Genomic DNA, 18,766 nt, shown 5'->3' on the forward strand with positions numbered 1-18,766 from the left:
AAGTTTCACTTTATAATAATCGGTGATTTAATCTCCTGTAAAAAGAAGTCTCTTTGCTTCTTGCCGGGTAAAATACTGTAATACGCCTTCGCAGCCCGTTCCTCGATTTCCAGGAAGGGGTGTTTGATTTGATTTATTTTTGTAATAAACGGGAGGTCCGCTTTCTTTTTCTGCTGATTAAGATAAGCCTGGCCGGTTTTATTCATGGCCAGTACCCGTATATAACCTGTCTGGGTACCAAGTATATTATCTTCTTTTCTTGTATTGGTTAAAATATGGACAAAAATACGTTGAAGCCTTGTCCATGTATAACGTTTTGTTTTTAAAGCAGTCATCCATCCTTGAAAAGAGGAAGCCTCCATAGCTGTGCGTACAATACGATGCTCCAGCCCCTCAACAATCCCTTCGATCTGCTGCAATTCTGCTAACGTCATTGTTTGTACTCGATATTTCAAAAAAGAGAAATATAACTCCCAATCATGCCAGTACCCTGAGGCATGTTTATAGCTCTGTAAAATATCTGATGTGGTCTCCGGCATAGCTTCAGCAGCTGCTTTGCTGGCAGTCGGGTTATTCAGCACTTCTTTACGGATACTTGTTGCACTTGCTATATTTCCAGTAATAGCAGTGTCGTGATAATTATTTTCGATTCGTTTTATAGTGATTGGTTTTATTGGATAATGGGCGTCTTTAATTGCCCGGACATAGCTTAATCCTAAAATATTATTTGGTCTGGACACATCCAGTATATCAGATATACCAAAAATATGCTGATATGCTTTTGTTGCTGCGTCTGGATAGGCATGTCCCTTATTTAAATATTTTTTAACAAAGGATTCGTATTGATTCTGATGCTCTTTCTGGAGCTGATAAGCATCGGAAAAAGAATCGATTATGCCTGCTTCACTTCCAAAGCATACAGCACTGACGCCGGAATGATAAAGCATATCGATTGCTCCTTTGGCGAAATAATCGCTGTGCTGTACAGCATAGACATACGGCAGCTCAACAACTAAATCAGCGCCACCGAGAATGGCCGCTTTAGCCCGATTATATTTATCCATAATGGCCGGCTCGCCACGTTGCAAAAAATTCCCGCTCATAACCGCAACAATACAGTCTGCATCAGTTTCTTCCCTGGCTTTTTTTAAATGATATTGATGTCCGTAATGGAAAGGATTATATTCAACTATTAAACCGCAAGCTTCCATACACTCACCTCTATTTTTTCAAGTAGCTTTATTTTAACATATTCCGGAATTTGTAGGACGAAAAGAGAAATAGAATGACAAAAAGACAAACTGCCGTTAGAATAGTTTTAACTGTTGTTTTTTATACACTGTAACAGGGAATACTACGTATGTATGGAAGATTTAGCAATTGGCAAGCCGACAAGGGCTGTCTGAGCTATAGTCGAACTTATACCTGTGGTGTAAAGAAAATATATTGACAAACGAAGCATTTTCTTTTATCATTTATCTTGTTGCCTAGAGGTGATTTTAATGAAATTGACTGTTAATCAGATTAGAAAAGGTTCCGTAAATGAGCCATATTTCTTTGATAGCCAAGCCGATGTGTCAGAACTGGAAACGATGAATAATGATATACGAAAAATACCTCCAGTACATGTGACCGGACAAGTAACTGTGCATGGTGAAGAATTCTATGTGAATTTTCATGTGACCGGAGAAATGACACTCCCGTGCGCACGTACATTGGTGGATGTTCCTTATCCATTTGAAATAGATGCAAATGAGGTTTTCTCTGCATCTGCTTATTATGGAAGAGAGGAAGAAGAACAAGAAATTCATCCTATTCAGGGAGAAGTTCTTGACTTAACACCATATATCAAGGAAAATATATTATTGGAAATTCCATTCCGCGTTTTTGCCGAAAACGCTGATTCGGATGAAGCAGCTCCTTCCAGCGGGAAGGACTGGGAATTTGTATCTGAGACAAAGGAAGAGAAGCCCATCGATCCAAGATTGAAAAAATTGGAGTCTCTCCTTAATAATAACCAGAAAGAAAAATAAGAATCTGATTCAAGTTTTACTTTCATTTTTGAAGGAGGTGTAAGTCATGGCAGTACCTAAAAGAAGAACTTCCAAAAAAGTAAAGAACCAACGTCGTACGCATAAAAAACTACATGTACCTGGTATGGTAGAATGCTCCAACTGTGGCGAATTAACGAAACCTCACCATGTTTGCAAAGCATGTGGAAATTATGATGGAAAAGAAGTTATCAGCAACTAATTTTAATTAACGAAAACAGATCACACTGCGTGGTCTGTTTTTTTCGTTTTCCTCCACGTATATATTTTTTTAAGAGCTTTCTGGATATTTTTAATATAAAACGATTCTAGCATACCTATTTTTTGCATACATTGATAGCAAACCCTAATAGGAGGTATGTTATGAACGATACAAGACAGGACGCGTGGACAGAAGAAGAGGACAGATTGTTAGCAGATACCGTACTTCAATGTATTCAGGAAGGGAGAACCCAATTAGAAGCTTTTAAGGAAGTTGCTGAAAAGTTATCCAGAACATCTGCAGCATGCGGATTCCGTTGGAATGCGAAAATAAGAAAGCAATGCCAGGACCAGGTGCAGGCTGCAAAGGACAAAAGAAAAGCAGGGTTAAAGCAGCGAATTGCCTATCCAGCTATCGAAACCTCATCGATTCAATCTATTGATGCTGCTATTCAGCTGCTAGAAAAAATGAGGAAAGATATTCCGCAGCAGGATGATTTTGTGAAGCGGGAAGAAGTAGATAAAATCTTAAAGGAAAACAAAGAGTTAAAAAAGCAGATGGAGAAATATGAAATGGTGTGGGGAAAAATAAATCAACTTATTCATACGGTCTCCAATCCATAAGAACCCCAGATAAAGGGGATGCCTTCATTTAATCTTATATGATGCAAAAAAGCACGAAGCTTATTGCTTCGTGTCTTTTTCTTCAACGCCCTCAGGCAGCCAGAGCAGTGGATTTTCTCCTAAATCGCGTTCCATCTCATAATGTGGTTTGATGAAATCCATCTTTTCCCAAAATCCATGTGAATTAATACGTGGACTTGTTTTAATAGGAAGGTTAAAGCTTTTTGCAAAATCTACAAGCGCTTTTCCATAGCCTTTTCCTTGATAATCGGGAAGCACTTCTAATTTCCAAAGTGTCAAATAATCCTGAGAAGGCTTAAAGTAAAAATCATACTTCCTGCTCACTTCATAAAGACTCATTCTGGCTACTAAATTATCCCCGATATAAATTCCATAAAAAGGAGACTTACTATTATTCTCGATAATCTTATTCTCTAAATCTTCCATCATGGTCAATTCCTGGTTTCCATATTCACGAAAACGCTTAAATTTTTCTAGTGTTTTAAAATTAATCAGTAAATTTTCTATCTTTATATTTCCCATGTTAACCCCTCCTGAATAATTATCCTGTTATCAAAGATGAATGTAGATTTCCTTCTCTGTCTAAATTATAATACATAGGAGACAAATTTAAAATTATTTCTGTTATATTTATATTAGAAAACTTTTGCATTCATTAAAAGGAAGACTTGAAAGCGGGTTTAGTTTTCTAAAAATCGCTTCTGTTCAGAAGTGCATTTATAGGCGGATAGACGCCGGGGTTATGCAGTGGATGCTGGTGCAGGTGCATTATGTCAAAATAAACTTGCATACATCAAAGCGGTCATCTTAACTTGATAGAAATAAATTGTTTAAAAGCAGGGAGGAAAAGGATGAGAGATTATATATATTATACAATAGCTCTTTTTATTGCATTCCCATTCATCATTACTTTTTTAGCTTATGGGATAACGAAGCTCCGGAAACAACATACATGGAAAGCTGTACATAATGCTGTCCAGTGGTCAGCGATCTTTTTTATCTTAGGTGTAGGTGTCTTGCTGCAGCTTTTGTTTGATCGAAGCTTTTTTGGCTGGATAATCCTGCTGTTTCTGATAAGTTTGACGGGAATATTGATTCATCAATATCAGAAACAAAGTGATATAGAGATTTCAAAAGCAATTAAAATTGTTTGGAGAAGTGCATTTTTATTATTCTCTTCTGCTTATCTTGTTTTAAGTCTTGTTTATATTATCAAAGAAGTATTATCTTAAAATGCGCAGTAAGAATATAGGTAACCAGTTAAGGGCACAGGGCCTGGAAGAAAAGCTGTCTCTACAAGCTTTTTTTGCTTTCCGGAGAATGCTGCGCCAGCCCCGCCACGATACGGGGAGTGAAAAGCTCTCGTTGAATAGAGATTCTCTTTCTCATTTGAGATAAAATAAACTTCTTCTGAAAAAAGTTTATTCGTTTCCCCGGAAGCAGATTAGTTTGATTCTTGCTGTTTTTTCTGTACAATACGGAATGTATTCAAATCGATATAAGGGGAAAATGATATGCAGATAAATTCGTTAACTTTGCCTGCTGCCAACAGGTTAGTAGCTGATTATAAAAAAGAAGCAGAAAATATAACACAGTTGTTTGATTACCATCCATATAATGATTTTCATAAACGATTACAAGATGTAGCTGAAAAAGATTTTGACCGGCATGGGCTGACGAATGTATTACATACATTAAACAAAGAATGGGGAGCGCCGGAAGAAACACTTAAACAAATTGAACGTTTAAACGATAAACAGAGCACGGTTGTTATCGGCGGACAGCAAGCGGGCCTTTTGACAGGACCTATTTATACAATCAATAAAATTATTTCTATTCTTGAACTGGCGAAACAGCAAGAAAAACTATTGGAAGCACCAGTTGTCCCGGTTTTTTGGATTGCTGGTGAAGATCATGATTTTGAGGAAATCAATCATATTTATTGTCCGAAAGACAATGGAGATTTTCATAAGCTAAAGCTGCGGACTAAAAATATAGATGCGGGGAAAAAGGCTGTTTCGGAATTAGAAATGGATAAGAAAGAACTCTCCAAATGGGTGGAAGCTGTATTTGAAGCTTTGCCTGAGACAGCACATACAAGAGACATCTACACAGTGATTCAGGAAATACAACAAAAAGCTTCTAATTACATTGATTTTTTTGCTCGTCTTATTTTTGCACTATTTCCAAATCAAGGGATTATATTAGTGGATTCTGGCAACGCAGCATTTCGTAAACTGGAATCAGAGTGTTTTGTGGAATTAATTCAGAATCAATCTCAAATCAGCGGTTCCGTAGTCAAGACGCTGGAAACGTTAGAAAAGCATCAGTATCCGCTTGCTATTGAAGCAGATACATCAGATGGGAATATATTTTACCATGATGATATACAAGGAAGAATTTTGTTGAACGTAGACGAGAGTGGAAACTGGGTCGGTAAGCAGCAGGAGATTTCCTTCACTGTGGAGGAACTCAAGGGTATTGCCAGAAATACACCGTGGAAACTAAGCAATAACGTGGTAACAAGACCAATTATGCAAGAGTATATGTTTCCTACGCTGGCTTTTATAGCCGGTCCCGGGGAGATAGCTTATTGGGCTGGATTAAAGGCGGGTTTTCATGTAATGAACCTGCAAATGCCGCCAGTTGTGCCAAGGCTTTCCCTGACTTTTTTAGACGCAGCTACGAAAAAATTAGTCACAAAATATCAGCTGACGGTGAAAGATGTTATCTTAAATGGCGTTCAAGCGACGGTGAAAGATTACATGGAGAGAAATGGTCAGCAGGAAATTGATCAAATAACAGAAGACGTGGCGGAGAAAATTAAAGAAGCGCACCAGCCAATCCGGGAGATGGCTTCTGAAATGGGTGACGATATTCAGTCGCTGAGCAAAAAGAATTTAGCTTACTTATTAGAGGATATTCAATTTATGAACAAGCGGTTCCATAAGGAATTTGAAAAGAAGCATGCTAAAGTTTTACGTGAATTTAATCAGCTGGAGCAAGTGCTTCATCCGAATGGAGGCTTGCAGGAGCGCGTTTGGAATCCGTTATTCTTATGGAACCACTATGGTACAGAGTTTATTTCACAGCTGACTGCCTTTTCATTTGATATGGAACAAGGACATTGGGTGGTTGAATAAAATCCCCCCACAACTCTCCACCACAACTATATAGTTGGAAGAAAAACTGTCTATCTATTGATATGGCAGTTTTTTTCATGTCTTAAAAAGAGATATAAAACACAATAGAAAAGAGAAATAAAATATTTTTGAAGAAATAGTGGAGCATAGTGGGGGGATGTGGTATTATGAATTTACGAAAGTAGGGGGCGTCTATATGTTCATGGGAGAATTCCTGCATAGCATTGATACAAAAGGACGAATCATTGTCCCTTCCAAGTTCAGAGAAGAATTAGGGACAAGTTTTGTATTAACGCGTGGACTCGATAAGTGTTTATTCGCATACCCTAAGCAAGAATGGGAAATTTTAGAAGGAAAGTTAAAGCAACTCCCACTGACTAAAAAGGATGCCCGGGCTTTTACACGTTTCTTTTTCTCTGGTGCTGTGGAATGCGAAGTGGATAAACAGGGAAGAATAAATATTCCTGCGAATCTTCGGACCTACGCTAACTTGGAGAAGGATTGCAATGTGATTGGTGTTTCCAATCGTGTGGAGCTTTGGGCGAGCGATCATTGGAATACGTATGTGGAAGAATCTGAAGAATCGTTTGCCGAGGTTGCTGAGAACCTAATGGATTTTGATATTTAATTTCAACACGTATTATAAGGATAAAAAAGTTGGTGGCTAAAATGTTTGAGCATTACAGTGTTTTAAAAGAAGAAACAATAAAAGGATTAAAAATAAAGCCGGATGGTACTTATGTAGACTGTACGGTTGGAGGCGGCGGTCATTCCTTAGAAATTGCCTCAAGATTGAATGAAAACGGCAGGCTTTTTGCTTTTGACCAAGATATTCAGGCATTAGAAGCTGCCCGGGAACGCTTACGTATACATCAAGAAAAAATTACATTTATACACTCTAATTTTCAAGGGCTGGTAAAAAGTCTGTCAGAGCTCGGGGTGGTACAAGCTGATGGAATTCTTTTTGATTTAGGGGTTTCTTCCCCGCAATTAGATCAGGCAGACAGAGGTTTCAGCTATCATCAGGATGCAAAATTAGATATGCGTATGAACCAATCTCAGGTTCTCACTGCATATAAAGTGGTAAATGAATGGACCTATGAACAATTGGTATCTATCTTTTTTCGATACGGTGAGGAGAAATTTTCCAAAGGGATTGCCCGTAAAATTGAAAAAGCAAGAGAGGAAAAACCGATTGAAACGACCGGAGAGCTGGTAGATATTATTAAAGACGCGATACCTGCACCCGCCAGAAGAAAAGGCGGTCATCCGGCAAAACGTATTTTCCAGGCGATAAGAATCGCTGTGAATAATGAGCTGGAAGTGTTTAACCAGGCACTTCATCAAGCTGCAGAATTGACAGGCGTAAATGGAAGAATTGCAGTCATCACATTCCACTCATTAGAGGATCGTCTTTGTAAGCAGGCTTTTAAAACATGGAGTACAGATAAACCTGTACCCAGGAACCTTCCTATTGTCCCGGAAACACACCAGGCTCCATTTAAATTAATAACCAGAAAACCAATAATAGCTCATACGGATGAGCTGGATGAAAATAGACGATCCCGTTCGGCCAAGCTGCGGATTGTCGAAAAAATAAATGAATGGAATAATGATTTCCGTTATGAAGAAGGGTGGAAAAAGTAATGAGTGAAAATCAGGCTAGAAAGTGGCAAGTAAATCCCCAATATAATCCCCAAGAAGAAACGAAAACGATAGTCAAAAAGGTAAAGAAAACACCTTGGATCAGTAAAGGCGAAAAAGTGATTTATTCGGTTACCAGTGCTGCGATTTTAGTATTTGGAATCGGAATGGTTTCCTATGCTTCTGGGACAGATAGCTTAAATCGGGAAGTACAGCAATTAGAAAACTCCATAAATCAGCAAAAAATCGTAAATGAAAACTTAAATTTTGAGAGAGAGGAACTGTCGCGTCCAGAAAGAATCACAGAGATTGCAGAGAAAAACGGTTTGAAAATCCAAAATTCGGAAGTGAAACAAGCAGAAACAGTTAACAACTAGCAAGGGGTTTCTTGAACATGAAAAAAAATAAGACGGCAAATGTCATGGCTAGCATTTATATGCTAGTTTTCGTTGCTTTATTCCTTGTGCTTGCAGGCAGGTTTATGTATATACAGGCAACGGGCGAAGTTAGCGGCGTTGCATTGGATGAATGGGCAGAAAACCAGCGGACAACCTCCTATAAGATGAATGCAGAGCGTGGACAAATCATGGATAAGAATGGCATGGTATTAGCTTATGACCGTCCGGCGTATCGGATGTACGCCATCTTAGATGAAGGATACTCAGAAAATTCACCGGAAGCCCTGCACGTTTCAGACACGGAGGAAACAGCGGAAGAATTGGCATCTATTTTAGATGAGGATGAAAGTGAAATAAAAGGGATACTGGATGAAGCGGTAGAATCGGAGAGATTTCAGGTTGAATTTGGTCAGCTGGGACGTCAGCTGTCTCAACAAGAAAAAGAAGCCATTGAAGAAGCAGAAATTCCAGGTATCTACTTTGACGAAGAGCCGATGCGGTATTATCCAAATGGTATGTTTGCTTCACATATTATTGGTTTTGCCCGCGAAGTGGAAGAAGAAACCGAGGATGGCATTGAACACAGCATCACCGGTGTAACTGGAATGGAAAATGTCATGAATGAGGTCCTTGGAGGGAAGGATGGATTTATTTCCTATCAGCGTGACCGTTTTAACAGCAAACTATTGGATCCTGATGAAATTATTCAAGAGCCGGAGGATGGGGATCAGGTTTATTTAACCATTGATCAAAAAATCCAAACCTTGCTGGAGGATTTAATGACACAGGTAGATGAACAATATAATCCTGTGAAAATGAATGCAATTATTATGGATCCAAAAACGGGTGAGATTATGGCGATGAGTACACGGCCAAGTTTTAACCCGAATAGCCCTGAAAATGTAGAGAATTGGTATAATGATCCGATTTCTTCTCCATTTGAGCCCGGATCAACATTTAAAATATTTACTTGGGCAGCAGCGATTGAAGAAGGTGTCTATAATGGAGAAGATACATTTGAATCGGGAACGTATCAGCCCAATGAAAGAATTGAGGAAATCAGAGATCATAACCAAGGAGAAGGCTGGGGGACGATTTCCTACGATGAAGGCTTTATGCGTTCTTCCAACGTAGCAGCTTCTAAATTGCTTTGGGAAGATATTGGCGCAGATGAATTCTATGAATATATCCAGGCGTTCGGTTTTGAAGAAACTACCGGAATTGACCTTCCTGATGAATCTGTCGGCCGGATACAATATAATTGGCCATCAGAGAAGTTAAGAACGGCTTTTGGTCAAGGGACAACTGTTACCCCGATACAGCAGATGAGAGCTGCTTCAGCTATCGCAAACGACGGACAAATGGTAAAGCCGTATGTAGTGGATAAAATTGTTGATTCTACGACAAACAATGTACTGGAAGAAACCGAATCAGAATACACCGGTCAGCCAATTTCACCGGAAACTGCGGAAGAAATGAAAGAATTGCTTGCTTCTGTAGTGAATGATGAGGATGGAACCGGCGCCCCATATAAATTAGATGATTATGTGGTTGGAGGCAAAACTGGAACCGCACAAATGCCGGACCCTGAAGGCGGCGGCTATTTAACTGGAAAAGAAAATCATGTGTTTTCCTTTTTAGGGATGGCTCCAATGGATGATCCTCAGTTAATGGTTTATGTATCTATTCAGCAGCCGGAATTGGAGGATACAGAATCAGGTTCTGCCCCGCTTGCATTTATCTTTAATAATGTAGTTGAAAATAGTCTTCATTATTTAGATGTAGAGCCCGAAGAAGATGAATCTAACAAGATTCAAGAGGTGGAATTCCCTGAAGTAGCAGAGCAATCTGCAGAAAGTGTTCGGTCTGAATTAGAGGAACAAGGAATCCAGCCAATTCTCATTGGCGAGGGAGAAACCATTGTTGCCAGTAATGTGGAAGCAGGAGAGAGAATACTGCCAAATGAAAAAGTTCTGTTGCTTACGGATGAACCAACAATGCCTGATATAACAGGATGGTCGTTAAGAGAAGTGATGAGCTTTGCTGATCTGCTGAATCTGCAGACAGAAAGATTCGGTAATGGTTATGTCACCTCACAGGGTATCGAAGTTGGAAAACCGATTCAGGAAGGTGACTATTTAGGTTTTGAATTAGAAGTTCCTTCCGGAGAATCATCCGATATATCATCTGATGAAAATGATGATGATAATGCAGCTGAAGAGGAAACAGAAGAAGGAAATAACAACGACGAAGCAGAGAACGAAGAAACCGAAGAGGAATAGAGAGAAGGCTTGCTGAAAAAAGGATTACTTTTTCAGCAAGCTTTTTTTATAAAATAAGAATTTTTATAAAAAATAGCTGGGGATACCCGCTCCAACGGGTTTCATGGGGTGAACAATCTCAGGACCCGGAAATACACTCCGCTTTCCGGAGGCCCCGAGCTCAGCCCCCTTTAAAGAAGACTTGCTGATTGGCAAGCCGTCAGGCGCAGACAGAGCTAAAGTTAGGACTGCGATTGCTCGTCCCACCGAAGACCATTGTGCATTACCACGGCGAACAGGACGTCCTAATGTCGGTCGTTGGTTACAGGACGTGATCGTTCTTAGCCAACCAGGGTCTCCGTGTATTTCTTCTAGGACTGGGATTGCAATTACCCATGTTGTCAGGTTAATGAATTTTATTAATTTTGATACAGATAGTACTAAAACCTATCTAGCGGAGGAAAAACACGGAGACTCCTATGGGAAAGCGCAGTGGGAAGACCCCGCAGAAAAAAAGCGAACTTCTTTTTTTTGAGGAGGCTGAGCGCAAGCCCATGGAAAGCGTAGTGTTTTTCCGCAGCGGCCACATTAACCTGACAACATTGAGACCTGCGATTACTCGGTCTATTAAAACCGTTGCTGTGATTACTCGCCCTATCCAAAAGCGTCGTAGTGGACATCTCCTCAGCAAGAGCACCAGTATTTTTATAGACCCAGTGACTTTCTTGGTATTTCTTATAAGCAGTTTTATATATGAAGTGAATTTTAGAAAAATCTATTCGCGACAGAAATACATGAGGGACAAGTAGAAAAGATAGCTTGTTCTATTCCATTTTTTACATTCATATAGTGGATACAAAGCAGGTTGAAAGGAGTTCTTTCATGAAACGCGCATCCACCATTATCATAAAAAAACGAATGATTACTGTTTTTTTATTTGCGATTTTAATTTTTCTGGTTATTATTGCAAGATTAGCCTATGTTCAACTGGTATTAAGCGATGATTTATCTGACAGTGCCAATGATTTATGGACAAGAGATATCACTTTTGCTGCAGAAAGAGGGTATATCCTTGATTCGGAGGGAGAAATCCTTGCAGAGAATGTAACTGCTCCTACGGTATTACTGATGCCGCGGCAAATTAAAGAACCAGAAAATACAGCGAAGCTTCTGGGGGAGGTCCTTGACGTTCCAGAGGACAGAATGCTGGAATTAGTTACACAGAATTCATCCAGTGTGATGGTGCGCCCTGAAGGTATTAAAATAAATAATGAGCAGGAACAGGAGATTCGAGAACTGGATTTGGACGGTGTTTATTTAGCGAAGGATTCCAAGCGTCACTATCCAAATAACAGTGCTTTATCACATGTGCTCGGATTTACAGGGATTGATAATCAAGGGTTAATGGGACTTGAATTGTACTATGATGATAAATTAAAAGGAGAAAATGGGAGGCTGTCATTTTATTCCGATGCCAAAGGTGGAAGATTAGAGCAGCTGGCAGACGAATATACATCTCCAAAAGATGGTTTGAATTTAAAAACAACGATTAATAACAAAGTAACCACCATTATGGAAAGAGAGTTAGACCAGATTGTAGCGGAATATAATCCGGATGGGGCGATGGCCATTGCGGTTGACCCTAAAACAGGCGGTGTGCTGGGGATGTCCAGCCGTCCAAATTTTGATCCGGAAAATTATCAGGACGTGGATGCATCTATATTTGGCAGGAATTTGCCTATTTGGAGCACCTATGAGCCAGGGTCAACCTTTAAAATAATTACGTTAGCTGCTGCTTTAGAAGAGGGAGTCGTTGATTTAGAAAAAGATCGTTTTTACGATGATGGCGATATTAAAGTCGGCGGAGCAACGATTCATTGTTGGAAACGCGGCGGGCATGGAGATCAGTCGTATCTTGAGGTTGTTCAGAATTCCTGTAACCCGGGATTTGTTAATTTAGGACAAATGCTTGGTACGGAAAAGCTTTTTTCTTATATTGATGCCTTTGGTTTTGGGAGGAAGACAGGGATTGATTTGCAGGGAGAAGGAAACGGAATCCTATTTAAACCAGAAAATGTCGGTCCTGTGGAGCTGGCAACCACATCCTTTGGACAGGGTGTTTCGGTAACGCCGATTCAGCAGGTGATGGCTGTTGCAGCAACGGTAAACGGCGGTTATTTATACGAACCGATGATTGCGAAAGAATGGGTGGACCCTGTGACCGGAGAAGCGGTTGAAACCTATGAGCCGCAGTTAAAGGAACAGGTTATCTCCCAGGAGACCTCCGAAACGATTCGGGAAACCTTAGAGACGGTAGTTGCACAGGGAACAGGCAGACCTGCTTATGTCGATGGATATCGTGTCGGCGGGAAAACGGGGACCGCTCAAAAGGTAGGACCGAACGGCGGATATTTAGAAAATAATTATATTGTATCCTTTATTGGCTTTGCACCGGCGGACGATCCGGAAATTGTTGTTTATCTTGCTGTCGATAATCCAAAGGATACGATTCAATTTGGCGGTGTTGTTGCTGCGCCAGTTGTCGGAACGATTATTAGTGACAGCCTGCGGGCGATGAATGTAGAACCGCGGACAGATGGTTTAGAAAAAGAATATGCCTGGCCGGATCAGCCTAAAATTGAAGTACCGGATTTTATAGGTGAAAGTACAGATAAACTGGCGGAATATCCGTTAGATCTTTCCATTGAAGTAAACGGTGAAGGGAATGAAATCATTGATCAATCCCCAAGTGCGGGAACAATGCTGGAATCTGGAAGTACGATTCGATTAATATTAGGTCATAAAAATAATCGTTAAATCGTTAAAAATTTGCTATAATAGATTCTGTTGTAAGAGGATGTTTAACAAGTCCAGCAAAAATGTGAACAGAACATTCATGACAACCCTCTTAAACGATAGTTTTTTCGAGAATACATTAAAAGGAAAAGAACAGAAATAGGGTGTAAAAAAATGAGACTAAAAGAATTATTGAATGGAATCGAATTCTATCAAACATCAGAATCTATTAAAGATATAAATATTGTCAATGTAGAAATGGACTCCAGAAAAGTAGAGCCGGGGAGCTTATTTGTCTGTATTGAAGGCTATACCGTGGACGGTCATAATTTTCTGCAGCAAGCGATAGACAAAGGTGCTGCGGCTGCAGTTATTTCCAGGGACGTAAACGTCAGCGGTGATATTCCACTTATCCGGGTCAGAGACACAGGACGCGCCTTGGCGATGCTGTCAGCCGCATACTATGATTATCCAACAACGAAATTTCCGCTGATTGGGGTTACCGGCACAAATGGTAAAACAACCACGACCTATTTATTAGATACTATTTTTGAAAAACAGGGTAAGAAATCGGGTGTCATTGGCAGTATCCAAGTGAAAATTGGCGATGAAACATTTCCAGTAAATAATACGACACCTGATGCATTAGAGTTAAATCGCATCTTTCATCAAATGCAAAAAAAAGAAACAGACCAGGTTATTATGGAGGTTTCTTCGCATGCTTTAGACATGGGAAGAGTTTTTGGCTGTGATTATGACATTGGTATTTTTACAAATCTGTCGCAGGATCATCTCGATTATCATAAAGATATGGATGATTATTTGCGGGCGAAGAGTCTTCTCTTTGCCGGTTTAGGGAATGACTATCATCAAGGGAAGAAAAAATATGCAATTATCAACGAGGATGATGCTTCAAGCGACTTATTAAAACGAAGTACAGCGCAGCAGGTATTAACTTACAGCTGCAAGCAGGATGCGGATATAATGGCAAAAAATATTATGCTTTCTCCTGCCGGTGTGGCATTTAACCTTGTGACTCCAGTAGGCACAGTCCATATTAAAACTGGTTTAATCGGCATGTTCAATGTGTATAATATGCTTGCGGCGAGCGGCGCTGCTATCGCATCGAAGGTAGATTTAGATGTGATTAAAGAAGCCCTGGAGAGTACAAAAGGGGTAGATGGCCGGTTTGAACCAATTAATGAAGGTCAGGATTTTTCTGTCATTGTTGATTTTGCGCATACACCGGATTCATTAGAAAATGTGCTTCAAACGAGCAAGGAATTTGCAGAGCGTAAAGTGTATGTAGTTGTGGGCTGTGGTGGGGACCGCGACCGTACTAAACGGCCGTTAATGGCGGATGTTGCTGTTAAGTATGCAGACCATGCGCTGTTCACATCCGATAATCCGCGTACAGAAGACCCGGTGCAAATCCTGGATGATATGACAAGTCATTTAACGGAAGAGGAAGCAACCTTTGAAGTAATTGTGGACCGGACAGAAGCCATTATGCATGCGGTGAAGCTTGCTCAAAAGGATGATATTATTTTGATTGCGGGCAAGGGACATGAAACCTATCAAATCATCGGCAAGAAAAAATTCGATTTCGACGATCGCCAAATTGCCCGGGAAGCAATTAAAGAGAAAGGGGAGTAAAAGATGTTATTTACTGCATCACAATTAATGAAATTATTCCCCCGGCATCAAGGGAACGTTTCCGCTGATTTAGAAATTCATGAAGTAGTCCATGATAGCCGGGTGAATACAAACCATGGGCTCTATGTACCAATTGCTGGCGAACGGTTTGATGGACATCAATTTATTGGCGGAGCAGTGGAGAACGGGGCAGCAGCAGCCTTTTGGCAGAAAGAAAAGCCGCTTCCGTCAAACCTCCCTGACTCTCTGCTGATATTATTTGTAGAGAACACTGTAAAAGCATTACAGGAGCTGGCTGCTGCGTATCGGAAGGACGTCAACCCGACTGTTATTGGGATTACCGGATCAAATGGGAAAACAACGACGAAGGACCTGACTAATGCTGTCATGCAGACAACGTTTAAAACCCATGCTACAAAGGGGAATTTCAATAATCATATCGGGCTCCCATTGACGATTTTATCGATGGACCGGAAAACAGAAGTGCTGATTCTTGAAATGGGGATGAACCATTTTGGAGAAATCGAGCTGTTGAGTAAGATCGGGGAGCCGAATCAGGCGATTATTACCAATATTGATGGGCAGCATATTGAAAATTTAGGCTCTAAAGAAGGAATAGCCAAAGCTAAATTAGAAATTGTGTCGGGTATCAAGCCAGAGGGTACGTTGATTATTGATGGGGACGAACCGCTGTTAACAGATGCAGCTGTGCCTGTAGCTAAAACACGGGTCGGCTTCAGTGAAGACAATGATGTAGTGGTTCGCAATATCACCGTAGAGGAAGAAACGACAACCTTTGATGCAGGAGAGAAAACTTACCAGATCCCGCTCTTAGGAAAGCATCACGCAAAAAATGCCGCTTATGTTATTCAACTGGCATCCGGGATGGGAATAGCTCCTGAAACAATCCAGAAAGCGTTCGGACAATTAGAAATGACGAAAATGCGCTTTGAAAAGCATACAGGCAAAAATGGTATTACGATTATTAATGATGCTTATAATGCTTCTCCTGCATCTATGAAAGCATCAATTCAAGTAGTCGAAGAAATGAAAGGCTATCAGCATAAAATACTTGTATTAGGTGATATTTTAGAGCTTGGTGATTATGCAGAAGAATTTCATCGCGGAATTGCAGATGTTATTCATTCTGAGATTACAGCAGTGTATACGTATGGTAATCATTCGCATTACATACATGACGAATTAAAAAAGAAAGGTACGGAGCTGATTGCTGTCCACTTGCAGGATAAGCAGGAGCTGGTGGATCAGATTGAACAATATCTGAAACCGGAAAACCTTTTTTTGCTGAAAGCATCAAGAGGAATGAAATTTGAAACATTTTTAGAACAATTACGTTAAGGCATCTTATAGGTATTGTTTACATCATCAGGAAACAGAATCAGTGCGGTGGATTTGAGGATTAGAGAAGTTTCAGCAAATGCTCATAAGAATTGCACTGATTCTGGCATGCTTTGTTAACAATCCTATAAATGGTTACAAATGAGGTGGAGAGAAAATGAATATTACAGGTTTATTAATTACAATCGCAGTAGCGTTTCTTATAACAGTTCTTCTATCTCCAATTTTTATCCCTTTTTTAAGACGATTAAAGTTTGGACAGAGTATTAGAGAAGAAGGCCCTGAGTCTCATCAGAAGAAATCAGGAACACCGACAATGGGCGGAGTTATGATTGTATTCAGTATTGTGATTACATCCCTGATTATGGGAATGAGAATGGACACAGGGATCGGCTATGAGCTGTGGCTGTTACTTTTTGTGTTATTTGGCTATGGCTTACTAGGGTTTTTAGATGATTATATTAAAGTAGTAATGAAACGAAATCTAGGCTTAACTTCAAAGCAGAAGCTATTTGGACAAATTATTATTGCACTTGTATTTTATTTTGTTTTACGCGGGCAGGAAGACTTCTCGTCAGCAATTGCCATTCCGGGAACAACGGTTGAATTTGATATTGGCTGGTTCTATGCAATTCTTATTATTGTAATGCTTGTAGGAGCCTCCAATGCTGTTAATTTAACGGATGGCTTAGATGGTTTATTAGCTGGTACTGCAGCGATTGCTTTCGGTGCTTTTGCCATTATTGCCTGGTATGGCGTGCCAAATGATATGGTAACCGTCTTTGCTTTAGCAGTTGTCGGCGCTCTGTTAGGATTTTTAGTGTTTAACGCGCACCCTGCCAAGGTGTTCATGGGAGATACAGGATCATTGGCGTTAGGGGGAGCAATTGCTGCCATTGCGATACTTCTGAAGCTGGAGATTTTATTAGTAATTATCGGCGGTGTGTTTGTTATTGAAACCTTATCTGTTATTATTCAGGTTATTTCCTTTAAAACGACAGGAAAACGTATTTTCAAAATGAGCCCGCTGCATCACCACTATGAGCTGGTAGGATGGTCAGAATGGAGAGTCGTTACCACATTCTGGTCTGTCGGCCTGCTATTTGCGATTCTTGCTATTTATATTGAGGTGGGTATCTAATGAACACATGGAAACAATTTCCCGAAAAAGTGCTTGTCTTAGGATTGGCCCGAAGCGGTACAGCTGCTGCGAATGTTTTGTTGGAGAGCGGCAAGGATGTAACGGTGAATGATGCGGCAGCATCCTATGAAGATGTACCTGTTTTGGCGCTTCAGGAAAAAGGAGCCCGTCTTGTGCTCGGCTCTCATCCGCTAAGTGTTTTAGAAGGGATAGAGATGGTTGTTAAAAACCCGGGTATCCGTTATGATCATCCGGTTGTTGCAGAAGCACAGAAACGCAGTATTCCGGTAATTACAGAGGTGGAATTGGTAGCTTATATAACCGAACAGCCGATTATCGGAATTACTGGTTCCAATGGAAAAACAACCACAACAACGTTAGTTACGGAAATGCTGGAAAAAAGTGATTGTAAGGTAAAGCTTGCCGGGAACATTGGAATTGCTGCAACGGAAGTGGCCCAAACGATGCAAGCAGATGAAAAGGTGGTAATGGAACTATCCTCCTTTCAGCTGCAGGGAATAAATACATTTCGTCCATCGACAGCAGTCCTTTTAAACATTTATGAAGCGCATTTGGATTATCACGGCGATTTAGAAAGCTATGTCAGAGCTAAATGTAATATATTTAAAAACCAGCATGCCGATGATTATCTGGTATATAATGCTGATGATCCGACACTTGAAGAAAAAGTGAAGGGTACAAAAGCAAAAAATATAGCCTTTTCGGCAACAAAAAATCTGTATCATACAGGCGCTTGGGCAGATGATACGCATGTATACTTTTTCGATGAAGCAATTATTCCTTTAGAGGATATTGTCTTGGTCGGGAAGCATAACTTAGAGAATATCCTGGCAGCTGTTGCAGCAGCAAAATTAAATGGAGCAACTAATGAAGGCATACAGCATGTCTTAAAAACTTTTTCCGGTGTCAAGCATCGTTTAGAGTTTGTCGGGCTGCTGCATGGCCGCTATGTTTACAATGATTCGAAAGCAACAAATATCCTAGCTACGCAAAAAGCATTAGATTCCTTTAAAAAGGATATTGTCCTTCTTGCAGGCGGCTTAGATCGCGGGAATGAATTTGATGAGCTGATTCCACATTTGCATCATGTTAAAGCAATGGTTGTATTTGGAGAGACGGCACCGAAACTAGAGCGAGTTGGAAAAGAAGCCGGTATCCAGGTGATTGAGCACGCAGCCGGCGTAGATGATGCAGCTAAAACCGGTTTTTCATTAGCAGATGAAGGTGATATCCTATTGCTTTCTCCCGCATGTGCGAGCTGGGATCAGTACAAAACATTTGAAGAAAGAGGAGACATATTTGTTCAAGCAGTTCATACAATGAAGTAAGGGGCTTGAACAAATACTAATCCTAAACAGCAAACCATATTCGGACAAGCCGAGAATGATACAGCATATTTAAAATGCCCCTATTTCCAAAGTTTATCTCATGGAAAGAAGGGGTATTTTTG

16 protein-coding genes are annotated in these 18,766 nt (G+C 40.3%); 14 read left to right on the plus strand and 2 right to left on the minus strand.

The annotated features are described in order from the left end of the window. Nucleotides 1–5: 5 nt before the first annotated feature. Entirely contained in the window at nt 6–1,211 is a 1,206-nt protein-coding gene (locus ACW0TQ_RS16105) for a nucleotidyltransferase (protein ID WP_341173096.1), read from the minus strand. A gap of 291 nt (nt 1,212–1,502) precedes the next feature. Here ACW0TQ_RS16105 and ACW0TQ_RS16110 point away from each other — a divergent pair, with 291 nt between their 5' ends. The 3 genes from ACW0TQ_RS16110 to ACW0TQ_RS16120 all read left to right on the plus strand — a co-directional run bounded on the left by ACW0TQ_RS16110 (nt 1,503) and on the right by ACW0TQ_RS16120 (nt 2,876). After that, nucleotides 1,503–2,033 carry a YceD family protein gene (locus tag ACW0TQ_RS16110; protein ID WP_341173095.1) on the plus strand — a complete coding sequence of 177 codons (531 nt, stop codon included), beginning with the start codon at nt 1,503–1,505 and terminating at the stop codon, nt 2,031–2,033. Between the two features lie 46 nt (nt 2,034–2,079). After that, nucleotides 2,080–2,253, plus strand: coding sequence for a 50S ribosomal protein L32 (rpmF, locus tag ACW0TQ_RS16115; RefSeq protein WP_042535209.1), 174 nt, complete (start codon nt 2,080–2,082; stop codon nt 2,251–2,253). A 161-nt stretch (nt 2,254–2,414) separates the two neighbouring features. Further along, nucleotides 2,415–2,876, plus strand: a complete 462-nt coding sequence (locus ACW0TQ_RS16120) for an RsfA family transcriptional regulator (RefSeq protein WP_341173094.1) — start codon at nt 2,415–2,417, stop codon at nt 2,874–2,876. Between the two features lie 60 nt (nt 2,877–2,936). On the opposite strand, the gene ACW0TQ_RS16125 is transcribed toward ACW0TQ_RS16120, so the two are convergent. Continuing rightward, nucleotides 2,937–3,419, minus strand: coding sequence for an N-acetyltransferase (locus ACW0TQ_RS16125; protein WP_042535205.1), 483 nt, complete (start codon nt 3,417–3,419; stop codon nt 2,937–2,939). Between the two features lie 329 nt (nt 3,420–3,748). Here ACW0TQ_RS16125 and ACW0TQ_RS16130 point away from each other — a divergent pair, with 329 nt between their 5' ends. The 11 genes from ACW0TQ_RS16130 (at nt 3,749) to murD (ending at nt 18,644) form a co-directional block, all read left to right on the plus strand. Continuing rightward, entirely contained in the window at nt 3,749–4,129 is a 381-nt protein-coding gene (locus tag ACW0TQ_RS16130) for a DUF3397 domain-containing protein (RefSeq protein WP_193063310.1), read from the plus strand. A gap of 282 nt (nt 4,130–4,411) precedes the next feature. After that, on the plus strand, nt 4,412–6,040 hold the full coding sequence (bshC, locus tag ACW0TQ_RS16135; RefSeq protein ID WP_455725827.1) for a bacillithiol biosynthesis cysteine-adding enzyme BshC: 1,629 nt from the start codon (nt 4,412–4,414) through the stop codon (nt 6,038–6,040). A 196-nt stretch (nt 6,041–6,236) separates the two neighbouring features. After that, entirely contained in the window at nt 6,237–6,668 is a 432-nt protein-coding gene (mraZ, locus tag ACW0TQ_RS16140; protein WP_455725828.1) for a division/cell wall cluster transcriptional repressor MraZ, read from the plus strand. 41 nt (nt 6,669–6,709) lie between these two features. Continuing rightward, the gene (gene rsmH / locus ACW0TQ_RS16145) at nt 6,710–7,687 is read left to right on the plus strand and encodes a 16S rRNA (cytosine(1402)-N(4))-methyltransferase RsmH (protein WP_341173486.1); all 978 of its coding nucleotides are present in this window, start codon (nt 6,710–6,712) and stop codon (nt 7,685–7,687) included. After that, nucleotides 7,687–8,061, plus strand: coding sequence for a cell division protein FtsL (gene ftsL / locus ACW0TQ_RS16150; protein WP_042535197.1), 375 nt, complete (start codon nt 7,687–7,689; stop codon nt 8,059–8,061). The genes rsmH and ftsL overlap by 1 nt, the downstream gene beginning before the upstream one ends. Nucleotides 8,062–8,078: 17 nt before the next feature. Further along, on the plus strand, nt 8,079–10,364 hold the full coding sequence (locus ACW0TQ_RS16155; protein WP_455725829.1) for a penicillin-binding protein: 2,286 nt from the start codon (nt 8,079–8,081) through the stop codon (nt 10,362–10,364). Between the two features lie 861 nt (nt 10,365–11,225). Continuing rightward, nucleotides 11,226–13,160: a stage V sporulation protein D gene (locus ACW0TQ_RS16160; protein ID WP_455725830.1), complete on the plus strand. Its 1,935-nt coding sequence runs from the start codon at nt 11,226–11,228 to the stop codon at nt 13,158–13,160. A gap of 153 nt (nt 13,161–13,313) precedes the next feature. Continuing rightward, on the plus strand, nt 13,314–14,795 hold the full coding sequence (locus ACW0TQ_RS16165) for a UDP-N-acetylmuramoyl-L-alanyl-D-glutamate--2,6-diaminopimelate ligase (protein ID WP_455725831.1): 1,482 nt from the start codon (nt 13,314–13,316) through the stop codon (nt 14,793–14,795). Nucleotides 14,796–14,798: 3 nt separating this feature from the next. Further along, nucleotides 14,799–16,154 carry a UDP-N-acetylmuramoyl-tripeptide--D-alanyl-D-alanine ligase gene (locus ACW0TQ_RS16170; RefSeq protein ID WP_455725832.1) on the plus strand — a complete coding sequence of 452 codons (1,356 nt, stop codon included), beginning with the start codon at nt 14,799–14,801 and terminating at the stop codon, nt 16,152–16,154. 157 nt (nt 16,155–16,311) lie between these two features. Then, nucleotides 16,312–17,295 (plus strand): phospho-N-acetylmuramoyl-pentapeptide-transferase, encoded by a 984-nt coding sequence (gene mraY / locus ACW0TQ_RS16175; RefSeq protein ID WP_042535188.1) that lies wholly within the window; start codon nt 16,312–16,314, stop codon nt 17,293–17,295. Beyond that, nucleotides 17,295–18,644: a UDP-N-acetylmuramoyl-L-alanine--D-glutamate ligase gene (murD, locus tag ACW0TQ_RS16180; protein ID WP_042535187.1), complete on the plus strand. Its 1,350-nt coding sequence runs from the start codon at nt 17,295–17,297 to the stop codon at nt 18,642–18,644. The genes mraY and murD overlap by 1 nt, the downstream gene beginning before the upstream one ends. Nucleotides 18,645–18,766: the final 122 nt, after the last annotated feature.

Source organism: Oceanobacillus sp. M60 (assembly GCF_053839645.1).